General features: G+C 55.1%; 14 protein-coding genes and 7 pseudogenes. 3 read left to right on the forward strand and 18 right to left on the reverse strand.

Annotated features, from left to right (window positions below):
* Positions 1-33: 33 nt before the first annotated feature.
* Together O1V66_RS11105 and O1V66_RS11110 are read left to right on the forward strand one after the other, a co-directional pair.
* Positions 34-1,125, forward strand: coding sequence for a porin (locus tag O1V66_RS11105; protein ID WP_045046374.1), 1,092 nt, complete (start codon positions 34-36; stop codon positions 1,123-1,125).
* Positions 1,126-1,349: 224 nt separating this feature from the next.
* Positions 1,350-2,540 carry an amino acid aminotransferase gene (locus O1V66_RS11110; protein WP_045046373.1) on the forward strand — a complete coding sequence of 397 codons (1,191 nt, stop codon included), beginning with the start codon at positions 1,350-1,352 and terminating at the stop codon, positions 2,538-2,540.
* A gap of 117 nt (positions 2,541-2,657) precedes the next feature.
* On the opposite strand, the gene O1V66_RS11115 is transcribed toward O1V66_RS11110, so the two are convergent.
* From O1V66_RS11115 to cmoM, 7 genes and pseudogenes are all read right to left on the reverse strand, one after another.
* On the reverse strand, positions 2,658-3,290 hold the full coding sequence (locus O1V66_RS11115) for an MBL fold metallo-hydrolase (RefSeq protein WP_045046372.1): 633 nt from the start codon (positions 3,288-3,290) through the stop codon (positions 2,658-2,660).
* A gap of 72 nt (positions 3,291-3,362) precedes the next feature.
* Entirely contained in the window at positions 3,363-3,914 is a 552-nt protein-coding gene (locus O1V66_RS11120) for a YcbK family protein (protein ID WP_045046371.1), read from the reverse strand.
* A gap of 194 nt (positions 3,915-4,108) precedes the next feature.
* A pseudogene (gene ldtD / locus O1V66_RS11125) lies at positions 4,109-5,970 on the reverse strand (L,D-transpeptidase).
* A gap of 273 nt (positions 5,971-6,243) precedes the next feature.
* A pseudogene (gene mukB / locus O1V66_RS11130) lies at positions 6,244-10,700 on the reverse strand (chromosome partition protein MukB).
* A pseudogene (gene mukE / locus O1V66_RS11135) lies at positions 10,697-11,426 on the reverse strand (chromosome partition protein MukE). The pseudogenes mukB and mukE overlap by 4 nt, the downstream one beginning before the upstream one ends.
* Positions 11,407-12,732 carry a chromosome partition protein MukF gene (gene mukF, locus O1V66_RS11140; RefSeq protein ID WP_045046368.1) on the reverse strand — a complete coding sequence of 442 codons (1,326 nt, stop codon included), beginning with the start codon at positions 12,730-12,732 and terminating at the stop codon, positions 11,407-11,409. The pseudogene mukE and the gene mukF overlap by 20 nt, the downstream one beginning before the upstream one ends.
* Positions 12,729-13,489 (reverse strand): annotated as a pseudogene (gene cmoM, locus O1V66_RS11145) (tRNA uridine 5-oxyacetic acid(34) methyltransferase CmoM). The gene mukF and the pseudogene cmoM overlap by 4 nt, the downstream one beginning before the upstream one ends.
* 194 nt (positions 13,490-13,683) lie before the next feature.
* Here cmoM and elyC point away from each other — a divergent pair.
* Positions 13,684-14,471 (forward strand): annotated as a pseudogene (elyC, locus tag O1V66_RS11150) (envelope biogenesis factor ElyC).
* A 65-nt stretch (positions 14,472-14,536) separates the two neighbouring features.
* Here elyC and kdsB read toward each other — a convergent pair.
* The 11 genes and pseudogenes from kdsB to cmk form a co-directional block, all read right to left on the reverse strand.
* Positions 14,537-15,295: a 3-deoxy-manno-octulosonate cytidylyltransferase gene (gene kdsB / locus O1V66_RS11155; RefSeq protein ID WP_045046366.1), complete on the reverse strand. Its 759-nt coding sequence runs from the start codon at positions 15,293-15,295 to the stop codon at positions 14,537-14,539.
* Positions 15,292-15,474: a Trm112 family protein gene (locus O1V66_RS11160; RefSeq protein WP_009636632.1), complete on the reverse strand. Its 183-nt coding sequence runs from the start codon at positions 15,472-15,474 to the stop codon at positions 15,292-15,294. Before O1V66_RS11160 ends, kdsB begins: the two co-directional genes overlap by 4 nt.
* A 125-nt stretch (positions 15,475-15,599) precedes the next feature.
* Positions 15,600-16,859: a winged helix-turn-helix domain-containing protein gene (locus O1V66_RS11165; protein WP_045046365.1), complete on the reverse strand. Its 1,260-nt coding sequence runs from the start codon at positions 16,857-16,859 to the stop codon at positions 15,600-15,602.
* 197 nt (positions 16,860-17,056) lie between these two features.
* Positions 17,057-17,269: a cold-shock protein gene (locus O1V66_RS11170; RefSeq protein ID WP_045046364.1), complete on the reverse strand. Its 213-nt coding sequence runs from the start codon at positions 17,267-17,269 to the stop codon at positions 17,057-17,059.
* A 523-nt stretch (positions 17,270-17,792) separates the two neighbouring features.
* Positions 17,793-18,781 (reverse strand): annotated as a pseudogene (lpxK, locus tag O1V66_RS11175) (tetraacyldisaccharide 4'-kinase).
* Positions 18,778-20,525 (reverse strand): annotated as a pseudogene (gene msbA, locus O1V66_RS11180) (lipid A ABC transporter ATP-binding protein/permease MsbA). Before msbA ends, lpxK begins: the two co-directional pseudogenes overlap by 4 nt.
* A 36-nt stretch (positions 20,526-20,561) precedes the next feature.
* Positions 20,562-21,320 (reverse strand): DNA internalization-related competence protein ComEC/Rec2, encoded by a 759-nt coding sequence (locus O1V66_RS11185; RefSeq protein ID WP_269127441.1) that lies wholly within the window; start codon positions 21,318-21,320, stop codon positions 20,562-20,564.
* A complete protein-coding gene (locus O1V66_RS11190; protein ID WP_269127443.1) occupies positions 21,287-22,849 on the reverse strand; it encodes a DNA internalization-related competence protein ComEC/Rec2 in 1,563 nt (520 codons plus the stop codon). The genes O1V66_RS11185 and O1V66_RS11190 overlap by 34 nt, the downstream gene beginning before the upstream one ends.
* A 250-nt stretch (positions 22,850-23,099) precedes the next feature.
* Positions 23,100-23,384: an integration host factor subunit beta gene (gene ihfB, locus O1V66_RS11195; protein ID WP_045046360.1), complete on the reverse strand. Its 285-nt coding sequence runs from the start codon at positions 23,382-23,384 to the stop codon at positions 23,100-23,102.
* A 75-nt stretch (positions 23,385-23,459) separates the two neighbouring features.
* On the reverse strand, positions 23,460-25,133 hold the full coding sequence (rpsA, locus tag O1V66_RS11200; RefSeq protein WP_026110510.1) for a 30S ribosomal protein S1: 1,674 nt from the start codon (positions 25,131-25,133) through the stop codon (positions 23,460-23,462).
* Between the two features lie 177 nt (positions 25,134-25,310).
* Positions 25,311-26,012 carry a (d)CMP kinase gene (gene cmk, locus O1V66_RS11205; RefSeq protein ID WP_045046863.1) on the reverse strand — a complete coding sequence of 234 codons (702 nt, stop codon included), beginning with the start codon at positions 26,010-26,012 and terminating at the stop codon, positions 25,311-25,313.
* Positions 26,013-26,065: the final 53 nt, after the last annotated feature.

Raw genomic sequence — 26,065 nt, forward strand, 5'->3', positions numbered from 1 at the left:
GTGTCCAAATAACACCAATGAGGGTAATAATAAATGATGAAGCGCAACATTCTTGCAGTGGTTATCCCAGCCTTGTTAGCTGCTGGCGCAGCAAACGCAGCTGAAATTTATAACAAAGACGGCAACAAGCTGGATCTGTACGGTAAAGTCGACGGCCTGCATTACTTCTCAAAAGACGACGGTAGCGATGGCGACCAGTCTTACGTTCGTTTCGGCTTCAAAGGCGAAACCAAGATTAATGACAACATCACCGGTTACGGCCAGTGGGAATACAACGTTCAGGCCAACAACTCCGAAGGCGCCGACGCACAGGACGGCAACAAAACCCGTCTGGGCTTTGCCGGTCTGAAATTCGGTCAGTGGGGTTCATTCGACTACGGTCGCAACTACGGTCTGATGTACGATACTATCGGCTGGACCGATATGATGCCTGAGTACGGCGGCGACTCTGGTTACTCCGACGGTTACCTGGCAGGTCGTTCTACCGGCGTGGCAACTTACCGTAACACCAACTTCTTCGGTCTGGTTGACGGTTGGGACTTCGCTGTTCAGTACCAGGGTAAAAACGACCGTGATGACGGCGAAATCCTGCGCGGCAACGGTGACGGCTACGCGTTGTCTACCTCTTACACCTCTTCCATCGGCCTGGGTATCGTAGGTTCATGGGCTGAATCTAACCGTACCGACGGTCAGAAAGAACTGGCATTCGGCAACGGCGAGAACAAGGCACGCAGCTGGGGCACCGCCATCAAGTATGATGCAAACAACGTTTACGTTGCTGCACTTTACTCTGAAACCCGCGATGCAGCACGTATCTCCGGTGAAGTTGATGGTGTTGAGCTGAACGGCTTCGCCAACAAGGCAGTAACCGAAGAAATCATTGCCCAGTACCAGTTCGACTTCGGTCTGCGTCCTTCTGTTGCCTACGTGCAGTCCAAAGGCAAGGACATCGAAGGTATCGGCGACGCTTACCTGTACAAATACTATGAAGTTGGCGCTACTTACTACTTCAACAAAAACATGTCTACCTATGTTGACTACAAAATCAACCGTCTGGACGACAACAACCCACTGGGTCTGGCGACCGACGACGTTGTTGCACTGGGTCTGGTATACCAGTTCTAATCTCGCTTGAGTCTTGCGCCTCCGGGAGCATACCGAGTTGATGAAAAAGGCAGAGCGCAGGCTCTGCTTTTTTTCGCCCTTTTTTCGGCGTTTCCATCAGAATCGCTAATGCTGCCGCCCCGCTCACAACTCCTTTTTCTTTTTACCGCAAACGGTTGGCAAAGCCGAATTCTGGCGGTAACCTGAGTGCCTCTACTGTTCATAACAGGTCATGGAAGTTTCCAATGTTTGAAAAAATCACTGCCGCACCCGCCGATCCTATCCTGGGTCTGACCGATCTTTTCCGCGCTGACGATCGTCAGGACAAAATCAACCTCGGAATTGGTGTTTATAAAGACGAAACAGGTAAGACGCCGGTTCTGGCCAGTGTTAAAAAGGCCGAGCAGTATCTGCTGGAAAACGAAACCACCAAAACCTATCTGAGCATTGATGGTTTGCCGGATTTCGCGCGCTGCACGCAAGAGCTGCTGTTTGGCGCAGAGAGCGCCATCATCGCCGATAAACGCGCCCGCACCGCACAGACGCCGGGCGGGACCGGTGCACTGCGCATTGCTGCCGATTTCGTGGCGACCCAGACCTCCGCCAAACGCGTGTGGGTGAGCAACCCAAGCTGGCCGAACCACGTCGGCGTGTTCTCCTCCGCCGGTCTGGAAGTGAAAGAATACCAATACTATGACGCCGAGAACCATGCGCTGGATTTCGACGGCATGCTGCAAAGCCTGAGCGAAGCGCAGGCGGGCGATATCGTGCTGTTCCATGGCTGCTGCCATAATCCGACCGGTATCGATCCTACCGTTGCCCAGTGGCAGCAACTGGCCGACCTTTCCGTCGCCAATGGCTGGTTGCCGCTGTTTGACTTCGCGTATCAGGGCTTCGCCAAAGGTCTGGAAGAAGACGCTCAGGGCCTGCGCATCTTTGCCGCCCGTCACGCCGAGCTGCTGGTTGCCAGTTCCTATTCCAAGAACTTCGGCCTGTACAATGAACGCGTGGGCGCTTTCACTCTGGTGACCGCCGATGCCGAAAATGCCGACCGCGCCTTCAGTCAGGTCAAATCGGTGATTCGCACCAACTACTCGAACCCACCAGCTCACGGCGCAGCCGTCGTCGCGACCATTCTGGGCAACCCGGCGCTGCGCGCACTGTGGGAGCAGGAACTAAGCGACATGCGCCAGCGTATCCACCGCATGCGCCAGCTGTTTGTGACCACGCTGCAGGAGAAAGGCGCCAAGCAGGATTTCTCCTTCATCATTGAGCAGAACGGCATGTTCTCGTTCAGCGGTCTGAGCAAGGATCAGGTTCTGCGCCTGCGTTCGGAATTCGGGGTTTATGCCGTGAACTCGGGCCGAATCAATGTTGCGGGTATTACACTCGACAACATGGCCCCGCTCTGCGAAGCCATCGTCGCCGTGCTGTAATCCGCTGATTCAGCTATGAAAAAAGCCAGCCTGTTTTACACAGCGCTGGCTTTTTTGCCTTCAGGGCGTTAAACGTTTGGCCATTGCGCGAGCTAAGCCACTACAGCCGCAACGTCACTAACGAAGAAGGAAGGGGTTGCTGTGTTTTTCTTCGCCGAGGGTCGACATTGGCCCATGCCCCGGCAGAAACACTATATCGTCGCCCAGCGGCAGCAGCTTGTTCTTGATTGAAGCAATCAAATCTTCATGGTTGCCGCGCGGGAAGTCGCTGCGCCCTACACCGCCCCTGAATATCACGTCACCCGAGACGGCAAAGCGCGCGGCATCGTTAATGAAAACAATATGCCCCGGCGTGTGTCCCGGACATTCAAGCACGGAAAACGTCTCTTCTCCGACCTGCACCACATCGCCTTCCGCCAGCCATTGATCCGGCGTAAAGGCTGCACAGAAATCCAGGCCGAACATCCGGCTTTGCTCCGGCAAACCGTCCAGCAGGAATTGGTCTTCTTTATGAGGCCCGATAACCGGCACCTGATAAAATGCGGCGATTTCGGCGGCGGCACCAACATGGTCGAGATGGCCGTGGGTCAGCAGTACCTGCGTCACCTGAACGCCAAGCGCACTGACTTCACGCTGGATTTTTTCCGCTTCACCGCCGGGATCGACGATTGCAGCCTGACGGGTTTTGGCACAATAGATAACGGAACAGTTCTGGCCGAACGCCGTCACCGGAATGATGTGATACTTCATGTCGTGTTATTCTCCACACATCGGCAACCTCAAGGACGCTGCCGATGTTTTTGTTTCATATCGTGCACAGGATCACGACCAGCTTCTGGCTGGACCGGTATCGATGTGAACAAAGTCACTTCGTGGATAATATCCTACACCACCCATCCGCATTTTTAATGCCGCTTTGCGAATATTTGCCAAATCAACGCCTTGAATGTGGAAATCCATGGCCTGACCCAGAGTGTGATAACTGTGTTTGGCCACGCCGCTGCCATGTTTGCGCAGGCTGTTGTTGGTCGCAAGCGTACGATACCCGGAAATCAACTGCACCGGTTTGCTGGTACCCAGCATGATTTGCAGGCGGTAGAGATGATCGAACAGCTGAGGATCGATATTTTTGACCTGTTCGGCACGGTAGTCGCGGAACAAATGATTCAATCGCGCCAACTCGTCCCTGTTGTATTTCTTGCCGTCAAAAAATTCGGTTTTGAGGGTTTCACCAGTGTGGAGGTTGTTGATAACCAACACCCGGGGCCTTGGTGTGGAAAGCGTCGCGAGCGCCTGATGAGGCAGGAGCGCCACGCCCATGGCAGCACTGCCCAGTGCCAGCCATTTACGGCGATGTTTATCTATTTGATCCATGAACAGTCAATTACCCGATAGCGAAATCTAAAAGAAGGTCTTGAGAGCGGCCAGAATCTGACCCCTCGCAACCTTAACCGCCTTGATTCGGGAGTCAATCCGGTGAAATTGGACTTAAGGCGTCCTTTTCCACCGGATTGATCGTTGACGGTTAGCTGTTTCAGACACTTATCAGATTAAAATTGCTGCATTTATTAGAGCAGTTTTTCTGCCTGTGACAGAATTTGTGCACCGGATCTCACGGTAGAATCATAATTGTAAATATCTGTGCGGAACTGCGGCTTACCTTCATCGGAGACCCACGCCGTTAGATAGAACAATTTTACCGGTATGCGATGGCGGATGGGCACGAAGGTCGTGTTGCCGCCCTGCACGGTCGATGAAATACGCGCATCGTTCCAACCGGTGTTTTGCAGCAACATATTGGCCAGTTCAGACGCCTTGTTGACACGCACGCAACCCGAACTCAGCGCACGCACGTCGCGCTGGAACAGATTGTGGTTCGGCGTGTCGTGCAGATAGATGGCGTCCGAGCTTGGCATATTGAATTTGTAACGCCCCAGCGCGCTCATCGCCCCTGCTTGCTGACGCACGCGATACGGGAAGTGGTCCGGCGACACCATGCTCCAGTTGATGGTCGACGGGTCAATCACCTCGGCGTCGTTGCTCCAGCCCGAGAGCAGCGTGAAGCCGTGCTTTTGCAGATAACCAGGATCACGAATGACCTTCGGCACAATATCCTGGCGTACCAGCGTCGTCGGCACATTCCACGGCGGATTCAGCACCACATTGCTCAACACGCTGCTCATCAGCGGCGTTTTACGGCTCGGCCGTCCCACAATGACGCGCGACGACAGCACTTCGCTACCGTTGAGATAATATTTCAGCGAATAGTTGGGAATGTTGACCATAATGCCGGTATTCACATCGCCCGGCAGAATGCGCAGCCGCTGGATATTGAGCGCCAGAAGCGTAGCGCGCAGGCGTGGCGAGGCGTTCAGCCATTGGCGCGTGCTCGGCCCTATCACGCCGTCGGCTTCGAGTCCCTGCCATTTCTGAAAGCGTTTGACCGCGTCCACAAGCTGCGGTGTATAGATGTTGTCGGCGACGGCGACGCCCGGCGTACCTTCGGCCTGCGTTGCGGGCGGCGCTGCCGTGTCGGGCGTGGGCGTCGGCAGGACGTCCTGCACCGAGGTCGCGGAAGGACTTATCGCCGGTGCGGGTTTCTGGGCTTTATCGGCCGACTCGTCAACGGAGAAATCCTCGACGTTGGTGTTGCTGGTCGTGTTCTGGGCGATGGTTTCATCGGTTGGAGAAGGCGGCGCGTTGTCGACCTTGTCGAGCATCGAGGCACTGCGTGCCAGTATTTGTCGCAGCGCAGGCACGTCGTCACTCACCTGCCCCGGCCGCAGGCTCACCAGACTGGTCATTTGCGGCCACGCCTGCGAATCGGCCAGCAGCGTTTTCAGCGCGGCGTGCATTTTTTATACTGCGGATGCTGAGGTTCGAGGGTCGTGAGGTAGTGCGCGGTCGTGCCGCGACGAAGTGCAAGCTGCCACTGGTTGATAACCGTCAGCGAAGGCGTGCTCATCTTGTAGGGTTTCGGGCTGTATAGCCAGTTGCTGCCGTTGCTCTCCACGCCGCTGGTAAATTGCAGATATCCCAGCATGGCATCGGATAACACCACGTCGCGCGCCATGCCTGTGATGCCCGGGTCCGTCAGCCATTTCACCCACTGGGTAAACTGCGGCTGCACGCCGGAAATCGCCAGTTCGGCCAACTGCTGCTGAAACTGGTGAATGGCATCCCTGTCCTGCCACATGGGCTGCATGTGATTGGCGGCATAGAGCGACGCCAGCGTAGTAAGAAACAGCGGTTTAACCCGGCTCGGCAGTTCGGCCTGAAGATGGTTCAGGCTTTGCACGCTGGAAAGCGTCGTCGTCTTGACCGGCATTGTTGGCATCGCCGCATAACTCTGGGTAAAGGGCGCAACACTGGCCGCCAGTAAACCTCCGGCTATCCAGACCCTGAGAGACTCATTACGCTTAAGCATCATCCCGTGCCTCACTTAAATACCAAAATAGCGACATCGCTAAAAAATTTTATGAATAATGACGTAAGCCAATAGCCCATACATTAATTATATAAACATAATCTTAAGTTTGCTCAGAGCGACAACATAATTGCCGAACGCGCAACATTAAAAAAGCCCCGACCACTATTATTTGGTCGAGGCTTTTGATTGAGCAATGTTTTCTGCCCCTTTTATTTGCGTATAAATGTTGCAAAAAAGGGGCAGGTCATCGCGCACTGGCGTCTTGAATCAAGTCTAGCCTTCGGCGACGCTGTCTGCTTCCTTGTTTTCAACCGCAGGAAGCTCCGAGGCAAATCCTCGCAAACCGACTACGTGTACGTGCTCGGTATTCTGGAAGACTTTACGCACCAGTTTGTAGGTGGTGCCTTTCTCGGGACTGATGTTTTCCGGTGCCGCGATGATGAGCTGCATTTGCAGACGATCGCACAGCTCGAACAGCGTGGCGATGGATTTGGCATCCAGACGTGCCGCTTCATCGAGGAACAGCAGACGACACGGCGAGATATCCTTGCCGCGTAGACGGCTCGATTCATCTTCCCAGCTCTGCACCACCATCACCAGAATCGACATCCCGGTTCCGATTGCCTCACCGGTCGACAACGCGCCACTCTCGGCACGCAGCCAGCCGTCGGAGCCACGGTTGACCTCCACTTCCATCTCGAGATAGTTGCGGTAGTCGAGCAGCTCTTCGCCGATGGTTTGCGGCGTGCGCTGCCCCATATCGATTTGCGGATTCAGACGCTGGTACAGCTTCGCCAGCGCCTCGGAGAAGGTCAGGCGGTTGCTGGTAAACAGGTCCTGATGCTGCTCCTGCTGTTCGGACAGCACGTCGAGCAGGCCGGCATGCGCTTCACGCACATTGACGTTGAGCCGCACGCTTTTCACCTGACCAAAGGCCACGGCCTGCAGGCCCTGGTTCAGCATGCGAATACGGTTCTGCTCGCGCTGAATGGTCTTGCGAATAATGTTCGCGGCACTTTTCGAGCTGATCGCCAGCTGTTGTTCGCGCGCAGTCAGCTCTTCGGTCAGACGGCCCAGCTCAATTTCCATCTGTTCGATGGCTTCGACCGGATCGTCGGTGCGAATAATATCCTGACGGATACGTTCGCGCAGATGCTGATACACCGCGATATAGAACTGGATCTTGCGCTCCGGCCGCTTCGCGTCTTCTGAAAGACGCAGCACATCGCGCAGGTGTTCGTTGTCGGCCACGGCAAGACGCAGCGCGCCCAGTGCCTTGTCCGACATTGACCGCAGTTCGTCACCGCCGAGATAGGCCATTTCGCGACGATGCAGACGGCGTTCGACGCCGTTGTCTTTCACAAGACGCATCACCGCACACCAGCCCGCCTTCGCGGTCACAACCTGTTCGCGGCTCTGATGATAGTCGCGTTCAAGTTTGCGCAGACGTTTTTGCAGGTTGTCCATCTCGGCTTCGCAGAAGGTTATCTGCTTCTCGAGCTGGTTGCAGCGGCTGCGGTTGGTGCTCAGCAATTGATGCAGTTCGTCGCGACGGGTACGGGCGCGCGCTTCGGCATTGGGATCGGCCTGCACGCCAATGTCCTGCAACTCCTGACTCAGCTCTTTTAGCATGTCGCGCTTGGCCTCGAACGAACTCTTGAGCGAGGCCAGAACCTGACTGTACTGGGTCAGCTGGGTCTGATGCTGGCGCACCTGTTCGCGGGCGCGGCTGCGCTCGGCTTCGGCATTTTCCAGACGATGACGCAGCTTGTCGTTGAGGTCGGAATTTTCATTCAGCATGCCCGCAGAATCGGTGTAGCTGAAGTGCGCGCGACGCTGCACGACTTCGGTCAGCGCAAACGCCTGCTGTTTTGCCAGACGCTGCGCGTGCTGGGCCTGGGCGTAATCTTCCTTCAACTGCTCGTGCTGCTCGGGATCGCTTTGCAGCACGGAGACCAGCGGCTCGAGCTTGACCAGCGACAAACCGTGCTGCTGGATAAAGCGTGCGGCGTCCTGTGCTTCTTCAAACTCTTCGCGGATTTCTTCCACACGGTCAATCAGCGTTTCGTCACACAGCAAACCGACGCGCGGCTGCAGCTTGTTGAGCAAGGCTGCGGCGTCTTTCGCCTGATCGTATTGCTGGCGCTGCTGCTGATTCTGTCCTTCGTGGGCATTCAGCGCGCGCTCAAGCTCGCCGCGACGCCCGCTCAGCTGGCGGATATCCGCTTCCGGATCCGCTTCGAAGGCGACGGCAAGGTGGCTGCCGATGAAACGGCTGAACGCCTGATGCAGACGCTGAATTTTTTGCACGTCAAACGACAGGGTTGCGTAGCGTTCGGACAGCGTTTCGCGCTCTTTGTGCAGCACTTCCAGACGGTTTTCACGCGCGGCGCGGCCAAACAGCGGCACCTCGGGGTAATGCGAGTAACGCCACTGGCGATCGCCGGTTTTTACCAGCACCGCGTTCTGCATCTCTTCGACGGCAAAGACGCTGTCATCGAAAGACTGGGGATCCCCTTCGACCAGATAAAGGTCTTCCGGGCAGTCGTCGAGGCCATCAAGCTGGTCGCGGATGCGGGAGAGATCCGGCACCACGATGGCATGACGCGACGGGCCATACAGCGCGGAGAAGTAAGGCGCGTCGTCGAGGGTGACGTCGTCATAGATTTCGGACAGCAATACGCCGCCAAAACGTTCGGCCAGCGCTATCATCCGCGAATCTTCTGCGCCGCTCGGCTGGCTCAGACGGGTAATCTGCTTCTCGACCTTGCGCTTGCGCGCCGCCACTTCATCGCGCTCGACGGTGGCTTCGCGCTCGCTTTCGAGCAGTTGCTGCATGTATTCGGTCACCTGCTGGCTGGTTTCCAGCGGTTCCTTGGTCTGCTCGCTCAACTGGCTCAGGGCGTCCTGCGCGGCCAGCCACACCGGTGCGCGGGCGGTCAGTTCGCGGATGCGCGCCTGAATCTGCTCAAGCTCCTGGCGCATTTCCATGCGGCGTTCGCTGGCCTGCGAGACGACGGTGTACAGCTCTTCGATTTGCACATCCAGCTCGCGCTGCAGTTCGTCAATCTCTTCGGGATTGACGTTTTGGCCGGTGCGTTTGCAGAAATCGTTTAACTGACGCTCGGCGTCCTGCTGTTCGCGCAGACGGCCTTCCAGCTCGGAAAGACGCATGCGCAGCGGCTCGACGCGCTCGGCCTGATGGCGCTGGGAAGACCAGTCGCGCAGCAGGTCACGCGCGGTTTGCCAGGCTTCGCTGCGGCTCACTTCACCGGCGATTTTCACCACCAGCTGATAGGCCGTTTCAAACTGGCTGTGCGCCGCCTGCGCGACACTCATTTTCTGTTCGAGCATCAGCAGCACATCGGTGGCTTCAAGCTCGCGGCCGTGGAAGGTTTCCAGCCACTCTTCGCTGTTTTCCAGCGCCAGATTCGGCAACTGGCACAGCTCGCGCGCGCGTTCGATGGCCTGTAGTGCCTGCTGGTACTGAATGGCGCGGGTCTGCTGTACATCCAGCGCCTGCTGGTAATCGGCAAGCTGGCTTTTGAGTTCATCGACTTCCAGCTCGGCGGCTTCGGCACGCGCTTCATGCTCGGCGTGCAGTTCGCTGGCTTCGGCCACCACTTCATTCTGCTCTTCGAGACGATAGGTCAGCTCTTCGAGGTCAGTCTGGTAGCGCTCGATTTTTCCTGCTGGCGCATTGCGGTCTGCACCAGATTCAGGTGATCGCTTGCGGCCTGATAATCGGTTTCGAGATCACTCTGCGAACCGCCCTGCTCGGCGAGTTCGCGCGCCATTTCGACGTGGCGATACTGCTCGCTTGCCAGCTGTTTGCGGCTGGTGAGCAATTCGTTGCGCAGCACCAGCGCGCCGTCGAGATGAATACGACGATCGTTGGCATGGCGCATGTAATCGGCGGCCACGTAGGAGGTCGCTTCGGAAATCAGATGCTTGAACAGGTCGCGATCCGACTGGGTCACGCGAATGGCTTCCAGCGTCATGCGGTTTTCACGCAGGGCCGCTTCCATATCCTGAAACGCCTTGCGCACGCCGCTGTTTTCCGGCAACAGATAGTCGCGCAGCGAGCGGGTGATGGCACTGGAAATACCGCCGTACAGCGAGGCTTCTATCAAACGATAGAACTTGCTGCGATCGGAGGCGGAGCGCAGACGGCGCGGAATAATGCCAAGATCAAACATCAGGGAGTGATAGTCGGTGATGGAGTTGAACTGCTTGAACTGCACCCCTTCCATCGCTTCGACGCGATCTTTAAGCTCCTGCAAGGAAAGCACGCGCGCCTGACGTTCCCCGACGGTTTCGGTCAGGATTTCCGTCGGCTGCATTGCGGTCGGCAGGCCCTGAATGGTGAAGGGCTTGATGTCGACCTTGCGGTCACGACCGGCGACCTGCTGCAGGCGTACGCCGACAATCACGCGCTGGTGGCGCGAGTTGACCACGTCGAGGGTCGAGTAACACACGCCTGCACGCAGCTTGCCGTGCAGACCTTTGTCGCGCGAGCCGGAGGTGGCCCCCGCTTCGGTGGTGTTACGGAAATGCAGCAACGTCAGATCGGGGATCAGGGCCGTTACGAAGGCGGCCATGGTGGTGGATTTACCCGCTCCGTTGCCGCCGGAAAGCGTAGTCACCAGCGCATCGAGGTCAAAGGTGCGGGCAAAAAAGCCGTTCCAGTTGACCAGCGTCAGTGAGCGAAATTTACCGCGTTCTATCATTCCTGTTCATCCTCTACAGCTTCTGGCCCATTGCCTGCCTGCGGGTCGTGCTCATCGCTTTCATCGTTCAGCGACAGGCTGCTTTCCAAAGGCATGGCTTCGCCGTCGCGGATCATGCGCAGCTGGGCTTCGCGCGTGTCGTCGCCGCTGCGCACATCCGCGCCAAAGCGAAACACGGCTTCGGTTATCCTGAATTTGGTGCTGTCAGGTCCCATAAAATAAACCATGCCAAGTCGGCGTAATCTATTGAGTGAAGTTCTGACTTTTTCCTGAAGTTTTTGCCTGTCGAGATCTGAACCCGTCGAGCGCTGGTTTACAAACTTGAGCAGTTTGTTTTCATCCGCCAGACTCAGCAATTCATCATATAACTCCTGCTGCGTGAAGATGCCTTCATGAGCCAGTCGTTCAGGGCTAAGGTACAGATAGCAAAGGATTTTACCGACCATCATGTCTAATTCGGACAAGACGGAGCGCGGGATAAGCGTGGTGGAGCGCGGACGAAGATAGAAGAAACCTTCAGGCGCGCGGATCAATTCTACGCTGTAGCGGCTGTAAAAAAGTTCGATTTCATCCTGATAATCCATCAGGAAAGCGTGATTATCCAACTCCTCGATTCCGATATGGCGGCCAGAACCGAAGCTGACTGTCCAATGCCGGGAACAGAGAATTTGCCAACGCCTGTGCCAGCTTGGCTGGCATCACTTGATCAATATTTGTCGATGACATGGGCCTGCACCTTGGCTCCGTAATCATTGATTGCCTGCCACTGCGCGGGCAACCCTGAAAAATCTGCTTCAGCCACACCAAGGCGTACCGCCTGGTCGACCATGATACGCGCGACGTCGAAGTGACGGACGCGTGGATATTGTTCGAGATAGTCGCGCATGACCAGGCCCAGGTTGAGCGGTACCTTGTCTTGCCGATATACCAGCAGGGCCTGTTCAATCAGCGCCGCCAGCTGTTCGCGAATTTCGCTTATCTCTTCGAATTCGAGCGAGTCCGGCAGTTCGCCGGTGACTTCTTCACTGCGCAGCGCCAACTCTTCGTCACGCATGTCCAGCAGGCGATCGGCGTTGGCGAAGGTCAGCGTCCACGGCTGTTCGAAATAGTTCTGCACCGACAGGCGCAGACGCTGGGCAAAGACGCGGTTTTTGTCCATGTCGATGGCGGTACGGATAAACTTGTGCACGTGGCGGTCGTAACCAATCCACAGGTCAATCGCCTGCTGACCCCAGCTGGTGATTCGGTCCAGCTTGTTTTGCAGGTCAAACACCAGTTTATCGATAAAGCCGAGACCCGGCGGCCCGTCGTGCATGGCATCCTGAATACGCAGCAGGTGCGCCTGGAGCAGATCACCGGCGGCTTCGAGGGTATCCTGAAGTTCGCGCAGCGTGCCGGAGGTTTCGGACAGCAGCAGTTCACAACTGGAGATAGCCGCACGCCAGTCTTTGCTGAGCAGTGACGCGATGTCATCTTTTACGCCCTGCTGCTGTTCATCCATGATGCGCTGGGTCATGTCGATGCTGTCGAAAATCTCGGCCACAGAGTATTTCAGCGGGGCAAACACGTTGCGGTGCCAGTGGAATTCGTCGCCGCCTTCGTCAGCGGCATCGGCCGCGCGTTTAAGCTCCTGGGCCACGATGGAAAGCTGCATCGAGAGGCGCAGCGTGGAAAACTCGCGCTGGCGAATGTAGTAATCGGTGATGCCGATGCCCAGCGGCGTCAGGCGGTAAATGGCGTTGCCGTCGGCGATTTCGCTGACAAAACGGTTTACCAGACGCTGGCGCACCAGATCATTGATAGCATTGTTGGCACGCACCGCGATAGTCTCGTGGGTTTGCTCAAATCCCTTGCTTACATGGCGAAAGGCATCGATTAATTCACCTTCGCTCATCTCTCCGTCGAGACGTTCGCCGTTTAGCGTGGCAATCGCCAGAAGAAAGGCCAGTCGCTCCGTCGGCAATGAAATTGAGAAATCATTTTTACGTGCCCAGGCGACCAGTTCAGGGACAGTCTGGGAAAATTCACTCATAATTCGTCCTTCCGATCGGGTTTGCGCGCCATCACGTGGATGTAACGCCCCAAACTAACAAATGGCTCCTGTCGGCAATAACGCTGTTCCAGCGCCAGAAGCTCGTCAAAATCCTGCTTATGCTGTTGCCTGTTGCGCAGATAGTCGTGAAATACCCTCACGCCGGTCTTGCCGGTAATCTGCATTTCCATCTCTTCCAGCCACTGATAGACCTGATTCGGTTCCAGCGGGTAGTCGGGGAGCAACGAGCTTTTTTTATTTTGGGTAACCCTGCCTCGACATGACCAAAATTACCCAGCACCATATGGCGCATCAGCAATCCATTGACGTTGTAGAACATCAGGGAGAGTGCGCCGCCGGGCAATAGACAGTCGTTTAACGCCTGCAGAGCCTGCCGAGGTTCCGCCAGCCATTCGATGACCGCATGGAACAATATCAGATCGACCGGCTGTTCCAAATACTGTGCAACATCCTGAGCGGGACATTGTACGAATTGCATGTTGTCGCTCACACCTTTTTCTTCGGCGGCGACCTTCGCCCGTCGAATCATCTCACCGGAGAGATCGCACAACAAGACCTGATGTCCTAAAGCCGCGAGTTCGCAGGCCATCTGCCCTTCACCGCCACCGGCATCGAGAATCCGTAACGGGCGCTGGGGAAGTTCGGCCAAAAGCGCCTGCAAGTCCTGCCCAAGCACGGCCTGACGAATACGGCCTTTTGTGGTGCCATAGATATTTCGCGAAAATTTTTCGGCCATATCGTCGAAATTACGGCCCTGGGGAGAAGGCTCCTCCACCACAATACGTTTTTTCTTGCTCAATTTTTTAATTTACCATGGGCTAGCGATAGGCAGTATCCTGCTATTTTCGCACAGGCTGGCCTAGAATAAATCATCCTGTCGGAGAAACTCGCCCGGATGCCGTTTTTTCAATCAAAAGGAATCAAGAATCCATGCTTTTCATCCTGAAAAAATTGTCGGCGGCCTGTTGATGCCGCTGCCCTTTTTATTGATAGTGATGGCCGTAGCGCTATGCCTGCTGTGGTTTACCCGTCGCCAGAAAACCGGGAAAGTGCTGTTTTTACTCAGTTGGCTGTGTTTAGGCTTGCTGAGCCTGCAACCTGTCGCCGACGGGCTGATGCGCCAGATTGAAAAAACCTATCCGACCTACAATGGACAAGACCCTGCCGACTACATTGTGGTGCTGGGCAGCAGCTATACCTACAATCCGCAATGGGCGCCGACGTCCAATCTTATCGACGGCACGCTGGCTCGCGTTACTGAAGGGATCCGCATTTATCATCAGCATCCCGGCGCCAAAATGATCTTTACCGGCGCGGCAGCCATCGGCAATCCGAAAAGCGTTGCGGAAGTTGCGGCACTGGCAGCCGAAAGTCTGGGCGTTCCGCAAGGCGATATCATTATTCTCGATCAACCCAAGGACACGCATCAGGAAGCCGAACAGGTGGCAAAACGCATCGGTAATGCGCCGTTTATTCTGGTGACGGCGGCGAGCCAGCTGCCGCGTGCCATGGTTTTCTTCCAGCAGCAGGGATTGTCGCCGATTCCGGCACCGGCCAATCAGGTGGCTATCGATTCTGCGCTGAATCCCTGGGAACGGGTTATCCCGCAGTCGCTCTATCTGCTGCACAGCGAACGTTTCTGGTATGAGTTTCTGGGTCGGCAGTGGCAACGGCTGACCAGCAGGGATGTGTCGGCGGAGACGGCGGCAAAAGGCTAGCCATGACGGGAAAATCGCACCGTCAGAGTCGACGGTGCGAAGTACAGCGCTCTAGATACTCGCGACTAGTTGGCCGCGCGGGCGAAAATCTCGCGCACGCGCTGCAAGTCTTCAGGGGTATCGACACCCACGGAAGGAATGGCTTTCGCAACCGCAACGTGGATTTTTTCCCCGTACCACAGCACGCGAAGCTGCTCGAGCAACTCGATTTTTTCAAGCGCGCTGGGTTCCCACGTCACATAGCGGCGAATAAAACCGGCGCGGTAGGCATAAATGCCGATGTGGCGCAGGAAAGTGTCGCCGACTGTTTCTTTCGAGGTGGCAAAACGTTCGCGATCCCATGGAATGGTGGCGCGCGAGAAGTACAGCGCAAAGCCCTGCGCGTCCATGACCACTTTCACCGCGTTCGGATTGAACGCCTCTTCCGCGTCTTCGATAGGCACGGCGAGTGTCGCCATACCGGCACCGCATTTCGCCAGATTATCCGCCACCTGATGCACGATAACCGGCGGGATCATAGGCTCGTCGCCCTGCACATTGACGATGATTTCGTCATCGGCAAAACCGCAGAGATCGATAACTTCCGCCAGACGTTCCGTACCGGACTGGTGGTCGGGACGCGTCATGCAGACTTCGCCGCCCGCCGCTTCCACGGCCGTTTTCACATCGGGATGATCGGTCGCGACGATGACGCGTTTAGCCCCGGATTCGCGGGCGCGCTCCATGACGTGAACGATCATCGGCTTGCCATTAATGTCGGCCAGCGGTTTACCCGGCAGACGGCTGGACGCAAAACGTGCAGGAATAATGGCAACGAAACTCATGGGTGGATCTCGTCGGCAGACAGGGAACGGGCTTCGACTTCCAGCAGCACCGGAATTCCGTCACGCACAGGGTAGGCCAGGCCATCGGCTTTACAGACCAGCTCCTGAGATTCTTTATTGAAGTACAGTTTGCCGTTGCAAACCGGGCAGGCAACAATTTCGAGTAAACGATGATCCATAGGTCCTCCGTGAGGCGTAGAGAGAGGACTCACGCTGCGCCAGAAGGCTTCAGGCAAGTCATTATGGTGACAGAGAATAGCACAGCGCCCCGACGCCGTTAACTCTCCGCATGGAAGAAGTTGGCTCAGGAGGAGCGAGAGACTTTCTGCGGCGATTTTTCGGCCAGTTCCCACCCCTCACCCCAGAGTTGCGCCAAGGCGGCGGGAATATTTTTAACGCTCACCCGTGTCGCGCCTTGCCACTGCGCAAAACGACTGATGGCGTCGGCCACGTCTTTGGCCCGACGTTTACCCACGCTGACGCCGGTTTCAAGATGCAGACTCTTGATTTCGAGCACGCCGAGCTTGCGATGCATCTTGGCATCGGTGCGCCCGATAATTTCGCCTCTATTGAGGATAGGCAAGGTGAAATAGCCGTATTTGCGCTTGGCTTCGGGGGTGTAACATTCGATCCGATAGTCGAAATCAAACAGCTCCAGCGCCCTTTTTCGATCCCAGACTACCGGATCAAAAGGCGACAATAGCGTAGTCACGGAAGATCCGATCCTGCCGATCGCGGCCTGTTCGAGAAGAGGGACATAATCACAATGCACATACAGCGGCGCGGCAAAACCTGCCACCTCGACGGGAACGATCAACTGACGTTCCAGCAACTTAGCCGTTAGCTGTTTGATATTGATGCGCTTTAGACGATAGTAGTCGGCCAGCCACTCGATTTTGAAGATCCCGAGCGCCTGCGCCGAGCGGCACAGCATCTGGAATTCGGCCTCGGCTTTCGTCAGCGCCTGCGCGGCGTCGTCCCAATCCGGAAGAATGTTTTTACGCAGATCATAGACGCGGTGAAAATGACGTCTTTCGGACACCATCAACTCGCCGCGGGTGAACAGGCTTTCCAGATGTCGCTTGTGTGGTTTCCAGTCCCACCAGCCGCTGCTGCCGCGTTTATCGGCGGTGAAATCGGCGGAACGCACCGGACCTTTCTCCGCGATATGCTGCAACAGCGCCTGAATATCGGCCTGATGTTCGTCAAACCAGGCTTGGTTGAACTTCCAGCCCATGCCCTGCGGATCCAACATGCGATGGCGCAGCAGGCGATAATCCTCAACGGGAATAAAACAGGCTTCATGCGCCCAGTATTCAAAGAGTTGGCGCTCAAACAGGGCCTTCTCAAGCCATTGCTGCGGATAACGGCCCAGACGGCTGAACAGCACCAGATAGGGGCTGCGCGCCACGACGCTGATGGTGTCTATCTGCAGCAGGGACATTTTCTGAATGCAGGTGAGCACATCGGCGTAAGTCGCAGAACGTGTCAAAGGTTTGTCGAGTTGTTGAGCGGTAAGGTGAAGCGCACGAGCGGCAGAGAGGGAAAGACTGGAAGTAGGCATATCGATATCCGTCAGTAGCAGCTAACGCCCAATCCTTTTTTAAGAAACCGGCGCGTAAAACAGTAGGCGGATATCGATAACACATTTTTATCAGGGGGTAAAATTTACCGCCGCTGTTTGAGAAAAACGTAGGGTAAAACTGTTACAAACACAATGTCGCGCATTTCGTTTCTGCGCCACTCAGCAAAAGTAATGACTTAGAAAGCAATAACGTCGGCTGCTGCCTGACCGTGAGTCGAGCTGTTGTAAACCGTATATTCTACGCTTTGACCGGCATTCAGAGATTTATTACGTGTATTGGCAATTGAACTGCGGCTAACGTAGATTTCTGAAGAACCATCGAGTGGAGAAATGAAACCATAACCTTTGGTCTGATTGAACCATTTCACTAAACCCATTTTTAACATCATATTATTTCTATCCTTTTTTTCGGGCATCCATGACAACGCTTTTTTATTATTGTTCGGATGCGCTTGCCCATACTAAAGTTATTCTTATAAGAACCTCTAATGAGCAATATTAATCCACTTTTTCGTGGAGAGTGTTTCGATTCAAACGCCGCATCACGTATGTTTTACGGGTTAACCGACGATAATTTGCTGTCTTTCATCCAGAAAAACACAAACATCACCTAGTAGGACCACGCCATTAAACATTAGTTCACGAAGCTTGATTCATCAAGTTTTGCCAGCGGCAAATACGGCCATTTTTTGGAAAGGTTACTTATGGGAGGTACTCAGGAGGTTCGTCTTTTTAGCGGAAACTTTTCGGTAAAGACCGGAAGATACGTTTAGGGAGGAACAACTAGTTACTAGGGTTAACAACGCTTCTTGGAGGGTGGTTAACGATAATGTCTCATAAATAGCTCTGCAAACACAGGCCGAGGCGTATTAACTCATAATTAACAATCGCGGTCAAGTTTTCGACAAAGAATTATTTCCTGTCGGCGGCAAGTGCGGCGATTCTCTGAAGCAGATTTTCACGGTCGGCCTCGCCAAACTGGGCGTCTACAGGCAAATACCACCAGTTTTCGCGGGCAAAGCTGCGGCATTTTACCGCGTCCTTTTCCGTCATCAACAGGGTTTGTCCTGACGTCGTCAAGGCCTCAAGCTGTGCGACATCAAAGGCCTGATGATCGGCAAAGGCGACTTCTTTTGCGGCGTCAGGCCTAACTGGTGAAGCGTGGCGAAGAAACGCGGGGGATGACCAATGCCCGCCATCGCCACCACGTCATTCAATGCATCAGCCTGGCGCTTTTCGCCGGTCAGCAGATTGACCGCATAACCAGGCTGCAAGCGCATGCCGATTTCACTGCCCTGCGCCTTACCTTCGCCGTTGACAATCACCGCATCCACAGTGCGCAGCCGTGAAGCTCTCTCGCGCATCGGCCCGGCAGGCAGCCAGTGACCGTTGCCAAAACGACGCACGCCGTCAACGACCACAATTTCGAAGTCGCGCTGCAAGGCGTAATGCTGCAAACCATCATCGGTGACGATAAGGTCCACCGGCGAGGCGGCAAGCAGTGCCCTGACGGCATCGGCCCGTACAGGCGAGACAGCGACCGACGCACCGGTGCGTTGAAAAATCAGCACCGGTTCATCACCGGCCTGCGACGTGGCCGTGTTTTCATTCAGCAGCAGCGGATAGCGCTCGGCCTTGCCGCCGTAACCTCGCGACACCACACCCACGCGCAGACCGCGCTGCTGCAACTGTTCGACCAGCCAGATAACCACAGGCGTTTTACCGTTGCCGCCTGCGGTCAGATTGCCGACCACCACAACAGGCACAGGAGCACGCCAGCTTTTCTTCCAGCCTTTCTGATAACTGAATCGCAGCACCTGCGTCACCAATCCATACAGCCAGCTCAAAGGAAGCAGCAGGAGATACAGTGCGGATTGGCCCGACCAGATGCGCTCAATCATTGGCCGAACTGCATCCGGTGAAGCTGGGCATAAGCCCCCGCAATTCCAGCAATTCGCTGTGCGCGCCACGTTCCACCACGCGACCGTCTTCCACCACCAGAATCTGATCGGCTTTTTCGATAGTCGACAGGCGGTGTGCAATAACCAGCGAGGTACGGTTTTTCTGAAGCTCGTCGAGGGCTGACTGAATGGCCCGCTCGGATTCGGTATCCAGCGCCGAGGTCGCTTCGTCAAGAATCAGCACCGGCGAATCTCGCAGCAAGGCACGGGCGATGGCGATACGCTGACGTTGACCACCGGAGAGCAGCACGCCGTTTTCACCAATCACCGTATCCAGACCGTTTTCCATCTTGTTGATGAAGTCCATCGCGTGCGCCATTGTCGCTGCGCGTTCAACATCTTCACGGCTGTACTTTTCGGTACGGGCATAGGCGATGTTATTGGCGATGGTGTCGTTAAACAGGTGAACGTTCTGCGATACCAGGGCCACCTGATCGCGCAGGGATGACAGCGTGTATTCACGTAAGTCATGACCGTCGAGCAGAATCTCGCCCTGCTGAATATCATAGAAACGCGTCATCAGGTTGGCGATGGTCGATTTACCCGAACCCGAGCGCCCTACCAGCGCAACGGTTTTACCCGCCGGAATATCGAAGGAGATATCACGCAGGGCCGGTTTTTCGCTGCTGCCATAGCTAAAGGTGACATTCTTGAATTCGATGTCGCCTTTGGCGCGTTCAACGGTCAACTTGCCTTCGTCTTTTTCCTGTTCCATATCCAGAATGGAGAACAGGGTCTGACAGGCCGCCATACCGCGCTGGAACTGGGCATTGACGTTGGTCAGCGATTTCAGCGGACGCATCAGCGCAATCATTGACGAGAACACGACGGTAATGGTCCCGGCGGTCAAGGTTTCCATCACGGACGGGAAGCTCGCCGCGTAAAGCACGAAGGCCAGTGCCAGCGAGGCAATCAGCTGAATGATCGGGTCGGAAATCGACGAGGCAGACACCAGACGCATGCCCTGACGGCGCATATGGTTGCTGACTTTGTCGAAGCGCTCGGTTTCGATGGACTGACCACCAAAAATCAGCACTTCTTTATGGCCTTTCAGCATTTGTTCGGCGCTGGTCGTGACCTGCCCCATTGTATTCTGCATGTTTTTGCTGATGTTGCGAAAACGCTTGGACACAACGCGGATCACTGTCGAAACGATAGGCGCGATAACCACGAGGATCACCGACAGCTGCCAGCTGTAGTAGAACATCATGATAAACAGACCGATAATCGAGGCCCCTTCACGCACAACGGTCACCAGCGCACTGGAAGACGAAGACGCAACCTGCTCGGAGTCATAGGTGATGCGCGACAGCAATGTTCCGGTAGACTGCTGGTCGAAGAAGGCCACCGGCATTCTCATCATGTGACCAAACAGACGACGACGCATCTGCATCACCACTTTGCCGGATACCCAGGAAATACAGTAACTCGAGATATAGCCACTGACACCACGCACCAGCATCAAGCCGATAACGACCAGCGGCATCCACATCAAAACGGAGCGGTCAGTCTTGCCGAAGCCATCATCCAGAAGCGGCTTGAGCAGCGATAGCATGAGGGTATCACCGGCGGCATTGACCACCAGCGCGATAGCTGCGGCAATAAGCCCAGCTCTAAAGGGAGTGATCATCGGCCAGAGGCGACGGAACGTCTGCCAGGTGGAGAGATCTTTATCATTCATCATGCAATTAACCAGCAGCGAAATAAACAGCGGCCTATTCTACTCATTATCTCCCCCAACACCAAACCACTGATGGTACCAACGTGGCATTAATTGTTCACGCAGGCCCTTAATTACCCAATAATTGTCGAAAAAGAAAGCGCCAAGCTGGCCTGAATGCGCGGTGTCGCGCCAAATTATCCCGCTGGACCGATAGCGTTGTTTTATTTTTTCGGCCGGTAAACGCCAGACATTGAATCGCGAGGCCGATGCCACGGCCACCTCCGGGTTTACTGCGCGCAGAAAGGGGGCGATTGACGAGGTTCTGCTGCCGTGGTGCGGCACCTGCAAAAGGTTGGCTTCAAGCGCCTTTCTGTTCTGTTTAATCAATGCGGTTTCGGCCTGGCGTTCTATATCTCCGCTCAGTAACAGGCTGAATTTACCATCGCTGACCTTTATGACGCAGCTGGCATTGTTGTCGGCATAGTCTTTGATATCAGGCGGCCACAGTACGGTGAAATCCAGCGCCTGCCAGCGCCATTGCTGCCCGCGTATGCAGGGTAGCGTGTTTTTTCCGGCAAAGGAGGTACGCAGGCTGGCGTTCGGGAAGGCAGCACGCATAATCTCGGTACCGCCGTGATGGTCAAGATGGCTATGACTGACAATTATCTGGTCAAGGGCAATATTGCGCCATTGAAGGTAAGGCAGAATCTGCCTCTGCGCCATTGACCCACCCTCCCAGCGGTTTCCGGTATCAAACAATACGCCTCGGCCGTTCTTTTCAATCAGTAGCGACAACCCGTGACCGACGTCGAGCATATCGACTCGCCAATTCTCTTTACCGCCCGAGGGCCGCCAGAAAAAAGGGCCCCGCACAGCGCCAGCAACGAGGCTAGATGTGTGCGATACCATCCCATACGCCAGACAATCACCCCAAACCAGCCCGCCAGGCAAAACGCCATTGCGCCCTCCCCCAACGGTAACCAGAAGCGCTCCGCGTGTTCCAGCCCGTAAATAACCCCCTTGAGGCTGGTGTCGGCAAGTGACCACAGCAGCTGGCTGAGCGGTTGCACCCCATCAGTCGGAAAATGGTCGAGAAACAACGCGGTCAACACCAAGGGGACGGTAAACAGCGACACGATAGGTACCGCCCAGAGATTGGCAAACAGCGAGGCGGCGCTCAGGCCGTGAAAAAGCCCAATCTGCATCGGCAGCAGTAAAAGGGTCATGCCCAGTTGCAGATGTAACCAGCGCATCCACGCCCATTGCCAGCGGCGGGAAAAGCGCGCAGGAAGCGGTGCCCATTGATACCAGAAGATAAGTCCGGCTACCGCGAAACAGGACAGCCAGAAACTGTCGGAAAGCATCCCTAAAGGATCGCCGAACATCAACAAGGCAACACCCCAGCTCCAGACCTGCCAGGGATGACAGCGCATTCTGCCCAACCGCAAAATTAGCCACAGCGTGATTGCCAGCGCCGCACGCATGGCGGGCGGATTAACTCCTGACAACCAGGTGTAATAGAGCATCGCCGCCCCGCCGAGTAATAGCGGAAAGCGATAATCGATGAATCGCATCGGCAGCAAAAATTGCAGTGCGCGGGCAATCAGCCAGCCCATCATTGCCGCCACGCCGATGTGCAGACCGGAAATCGCCATCAGGTGAGCCGTACCGGTGACCTTGAACAACTGATTAACCTGCTGGTCGATAAGCCCCCTCTCGCCAAAGGCCAGCGCCAGCAGAATGGGCTGGGTGCTCAGGGTTGTGGTCTGACTCTGCACCTCGGTCAGCCGCTTTTGGCGAAGCGAACAGTCTTCGGATAACCGCTGCGCCGCATTGACGCGTCCGGTCAGTGTCTGCCGATTCGCTACCGCCCACCGCTGGCCGTCAAAGCCGCCGAGATTAAGCTGACTGTGCACCGGCCGTAAACTCATGCTCAACAACCAGCGCTGGCCGGCACAGTAAGGGCCTATTCCTTCACTGGAGATTCTGGCAGAAAGCGGCGGAAAAACCCGTTCTCCGTTGATCTCCTTTAATGCAATCACCAGACTATGACTGCCCTCGCGCTGAAGGCTGGCGCTTTTTATTTCTGCCACCACCTGCTGCCTTGCGCCCGAAAAATGGGCCGTTTGCTGCAAAATCTGGCCTGCATGACTCGTGGCCCAAAGCAGGGCCAGCACACTCACGCACAGCAATTTGCTCACTCTGAAAGGTAAAGCCCCCGCGATACAGGCCAGCAGAAAAAGTCCGATCTTTTGATAGAAGCCAGGCAAATCCGGCAGTACCGTCAGTGGCAGGATGCCCGCGATCAGCGCCAGTGCCAACTGGGTGAAGGTCAACGTGATCATTTCTATCCTTGGAATTTTCAGCCGACAGGGTGAGTATCAAGAGCATCTTGGTGCAAAAGGAGTGTTGCGGAGAGGCGGAAACAAGGCAATCTGCAAATCGGGGCGCTGCGAGGCATTACGCAAAATAAAAAGAGAGTTTCAGTGCGGCGACAAATTTGCCCGAGACGGGATGTCAAAGCGCAAAAAAACGGTGCCCGTGAGGACACCGTTTTGTTCGCTTTAGGCAGACATTCACGCCAGGGGAAACCCCTTAGCTGTAAATGTTCGCACGGTCGCGTAACTCTTTACCTGGCTTGAAGTGAGGAACGTACTTGCCGTCCAGCTCAACTTTGTCGCCCGTTTTCGGGTTACGTCCCACGCGCGGAGCACGGTAGTGAAGAGAAAAACTGCCAAACCCGCGGATTTCGATGCGTTCTCCATCAGCTAAGGTTGCAGCCATATGTTCTAGCATCTCTTTCACGGCATCCTCAACGGCTTTCGCCGGAACATGAGAGTGCTGGCCAGCAAGTCTTTCAATGAGTTCAGACTTGGTCATATAACCTCCAAGCTTTGCAGCTAAACTACCGTTATAGGCGCGGTCACCAATAAATTGGCCACCGCTACCCGTTTATTACTCGCCTTTTGCCGCTTTGAAAGCTTCAGCCATTGCGTTGGAGAAGTTGCTTTCGTCTGGCTTGTTGTTAACCACAGCGATTGCATCTTTCTCGTCTGCTTCGTCCTTGGCACGGACAGACAGGCTTACAACGCGGTTCTTACGGTCAACACCAGTGAATTTAGCTTCTACTTCATCACCAACGTTCAGAACCAGAGTTGCGTCTTCAATACGGTCGCGAGAAGCTTCAGAAGCACGCAGGTAACCTTCTACGCCGCCTGCTAATTCAACTGTAGCACCTTTAGCGTCAACTGCAGTTACTTTACCAGTAACAATAGTACCTTTCTTGTTTACAGACAGGTAGTTATTGAACGGGTCTTCTGCAAGTTGCTTAACGCCCAGGGAGATACGCTCACGTTCTGCGTCAACCTGCAGAACAACAGCTGCGATTTCGTCGCCTTTTTTGTATTCACGTACTGCTTCTTCGCCTGCAACGTTCCAGGAGATGTCAGACAGGTGAACCAGGCCGTCGATGCCGCCGTCCAGACCAATGAAGATACCGAAGTCAGTGATTGACTTGATTTTACCTTCAACACGGTCGTTCTTGTTGTGAGTTTCTGCGAACTGCTGCCATGGGTTAGCTTTACACTGCTTCAGACCCAGGGAGATACGACGACGTTCTTCGTCGATGTCCAGAACCATAACTTCCACTACGTCACCAACGTTAACAACTTTGGATGGGTGGATGTTTTTGTTGGTCCAGTCCATTTCGGACACGTGTACCAGGCCTTCAACGCCTTCTTCGATTTCTACGAAGCAGCCGTAATCAGTCAGGTTGGTTACACGACCAGTCAGCTTGGTGCTTTCTGGGTAACGTTTAGCGATAGCAACCCATGGATCTTCGCCCAGCTGTTTCAAGCCAAGGGAAACACGAGTACGCTCACGGTCGAATTTCAGAACTTTAACAGTGATTTCGTCGCCAACATTCACGATCTCGCTTGGGTGCTTAACGCGCTTCCAAGCCATGTCTGTGATGTGCAGCAGGCCGTCAACACCGCCCAGATCAACGAAGGCGCCGTAGTCAGTGAGGTTCTTGACGATACCTTTGACTTCCATGCCTTCCTGCAGGTTTTCCAGCAGCTGATCGCGCTCTGCGCTGTTCTCGGACTCAATTACTGCACGACGAGAAACAACAACGTTGTTGCGCTTCTGGTCCAGCTTGATGACTTTGAACTCAAGATCTTTGCCTTCGAGGTGCAGAGTGTCGCGAACAGGACGCACGTCTACCAGTGAACCTGGCAGGAACGCACGAATACCGTTCAGCTCAACAGTGAAACCGCCTTTAACTTTACCGTTGATAACACCGGTAACAGTTGCAGCTTCTTCGTAAGCTTTTTCCAGCATCAGCCATGCTTCATGACGCTTGGCTTTCTCACGGGACAGCAGAGTTTCACCGAAGCCGTCTTCAACAGCGTCAAGTGCAACGTCAACTTCGTCGCCAACCTGGATTTCCAGTTCGCCCTGTGCGTTTTTGAACTGCTCTGCCGGAATAGCAGACTCAGACTTCAGACCGGCGTCAACCAGTACGACGTCTTTGTCGATAGACACAACAACACCACGAACGATTGAACCCGGACGAGTTTCGATTGTTTGTAAGGATTCTTCAAAGAGTTGAGCAAAAGATTCAGTCATATTGATAATCTTTAGTTTCTTAAGTTTAACGTCCATCTGGCTTCATGCTGGATGGGGTTGTTTCAAATGCCCCGCTACCGTCCTGGCTGCGAGGTTAAAAAAAACTGTAGCAAAAACTGGCACTGACTCCCTGTTCTTTACAAAAAAGAACGGAGCAGCACCAGAGAGTCGCGTGAATTAACGGCTTTGCCTGACCGGTAATCCTAAAATTTCAGTGGCGTGAGCCAACGCCTTTTCAATCACTGCCTCGATGGACATGCTGGTGGAATCCAGCATTAACGCATCCTGCGCAGGAACCAAAGGCGCTATCGACCGATTACGATCGCGGTCATCCCGCTCTTTTATCTCGGCTAAAAGACGTTCAAAGTTAACACTAAAGCCCTTTTCCTGCAACTGTAGCATTCTTCTGTTTGCACGTTCTTCGGGACTGGCGTCGAGAAATATCTTCACCTGGGCTTCCGGAAACACCACGGTACCCATGTCCCGGCCATCCGCAATCAGGCCCGGCATCTCTTTGAAGGCACGCTGACGGCGCAGCAGCGCTTCGCGAACGCGCGGGAAAGCGGCGGCCTGCGAGGCGGTATTGCCGACAGTCTCGGTGCGGATCTCGTGCGTGACGTCCTCACCTTCAAGTATCACGCTCAAATGACCGTTATTGGCGACAAAGCGCACGTCGAGGTGGGCAGCCAGCGGCACCAAAGCCTCTTCGGAGACGATATCGACCTGATGATGCAGCGCAGCCAGCGCCAGAACGCGATAAATGGCCCCGGAATCCAGCAGATGCCAGCCAAAGGCTTCGGCAAGCGCCTTGCAAAGCGTCCCCTTGCCCGCGCCGCTTGGCCCGTCAACGGTAATCACTGGGGTTATAGACGAGGTCATCGCCGTCATTTCTCTCTCCTTTCGGTGGGGAAAACCCCTCATCGTTAACCCAA

The organism is Rouxiella chamberiensis (assembly GCF_026967475.1).
Lineage (GTDB): Bacteria > Pseudomonadota > Gammaproteobacteria > Enterobacterales > Enterobacteriaceae > Rouxiella > Rouxiella chamberiensis.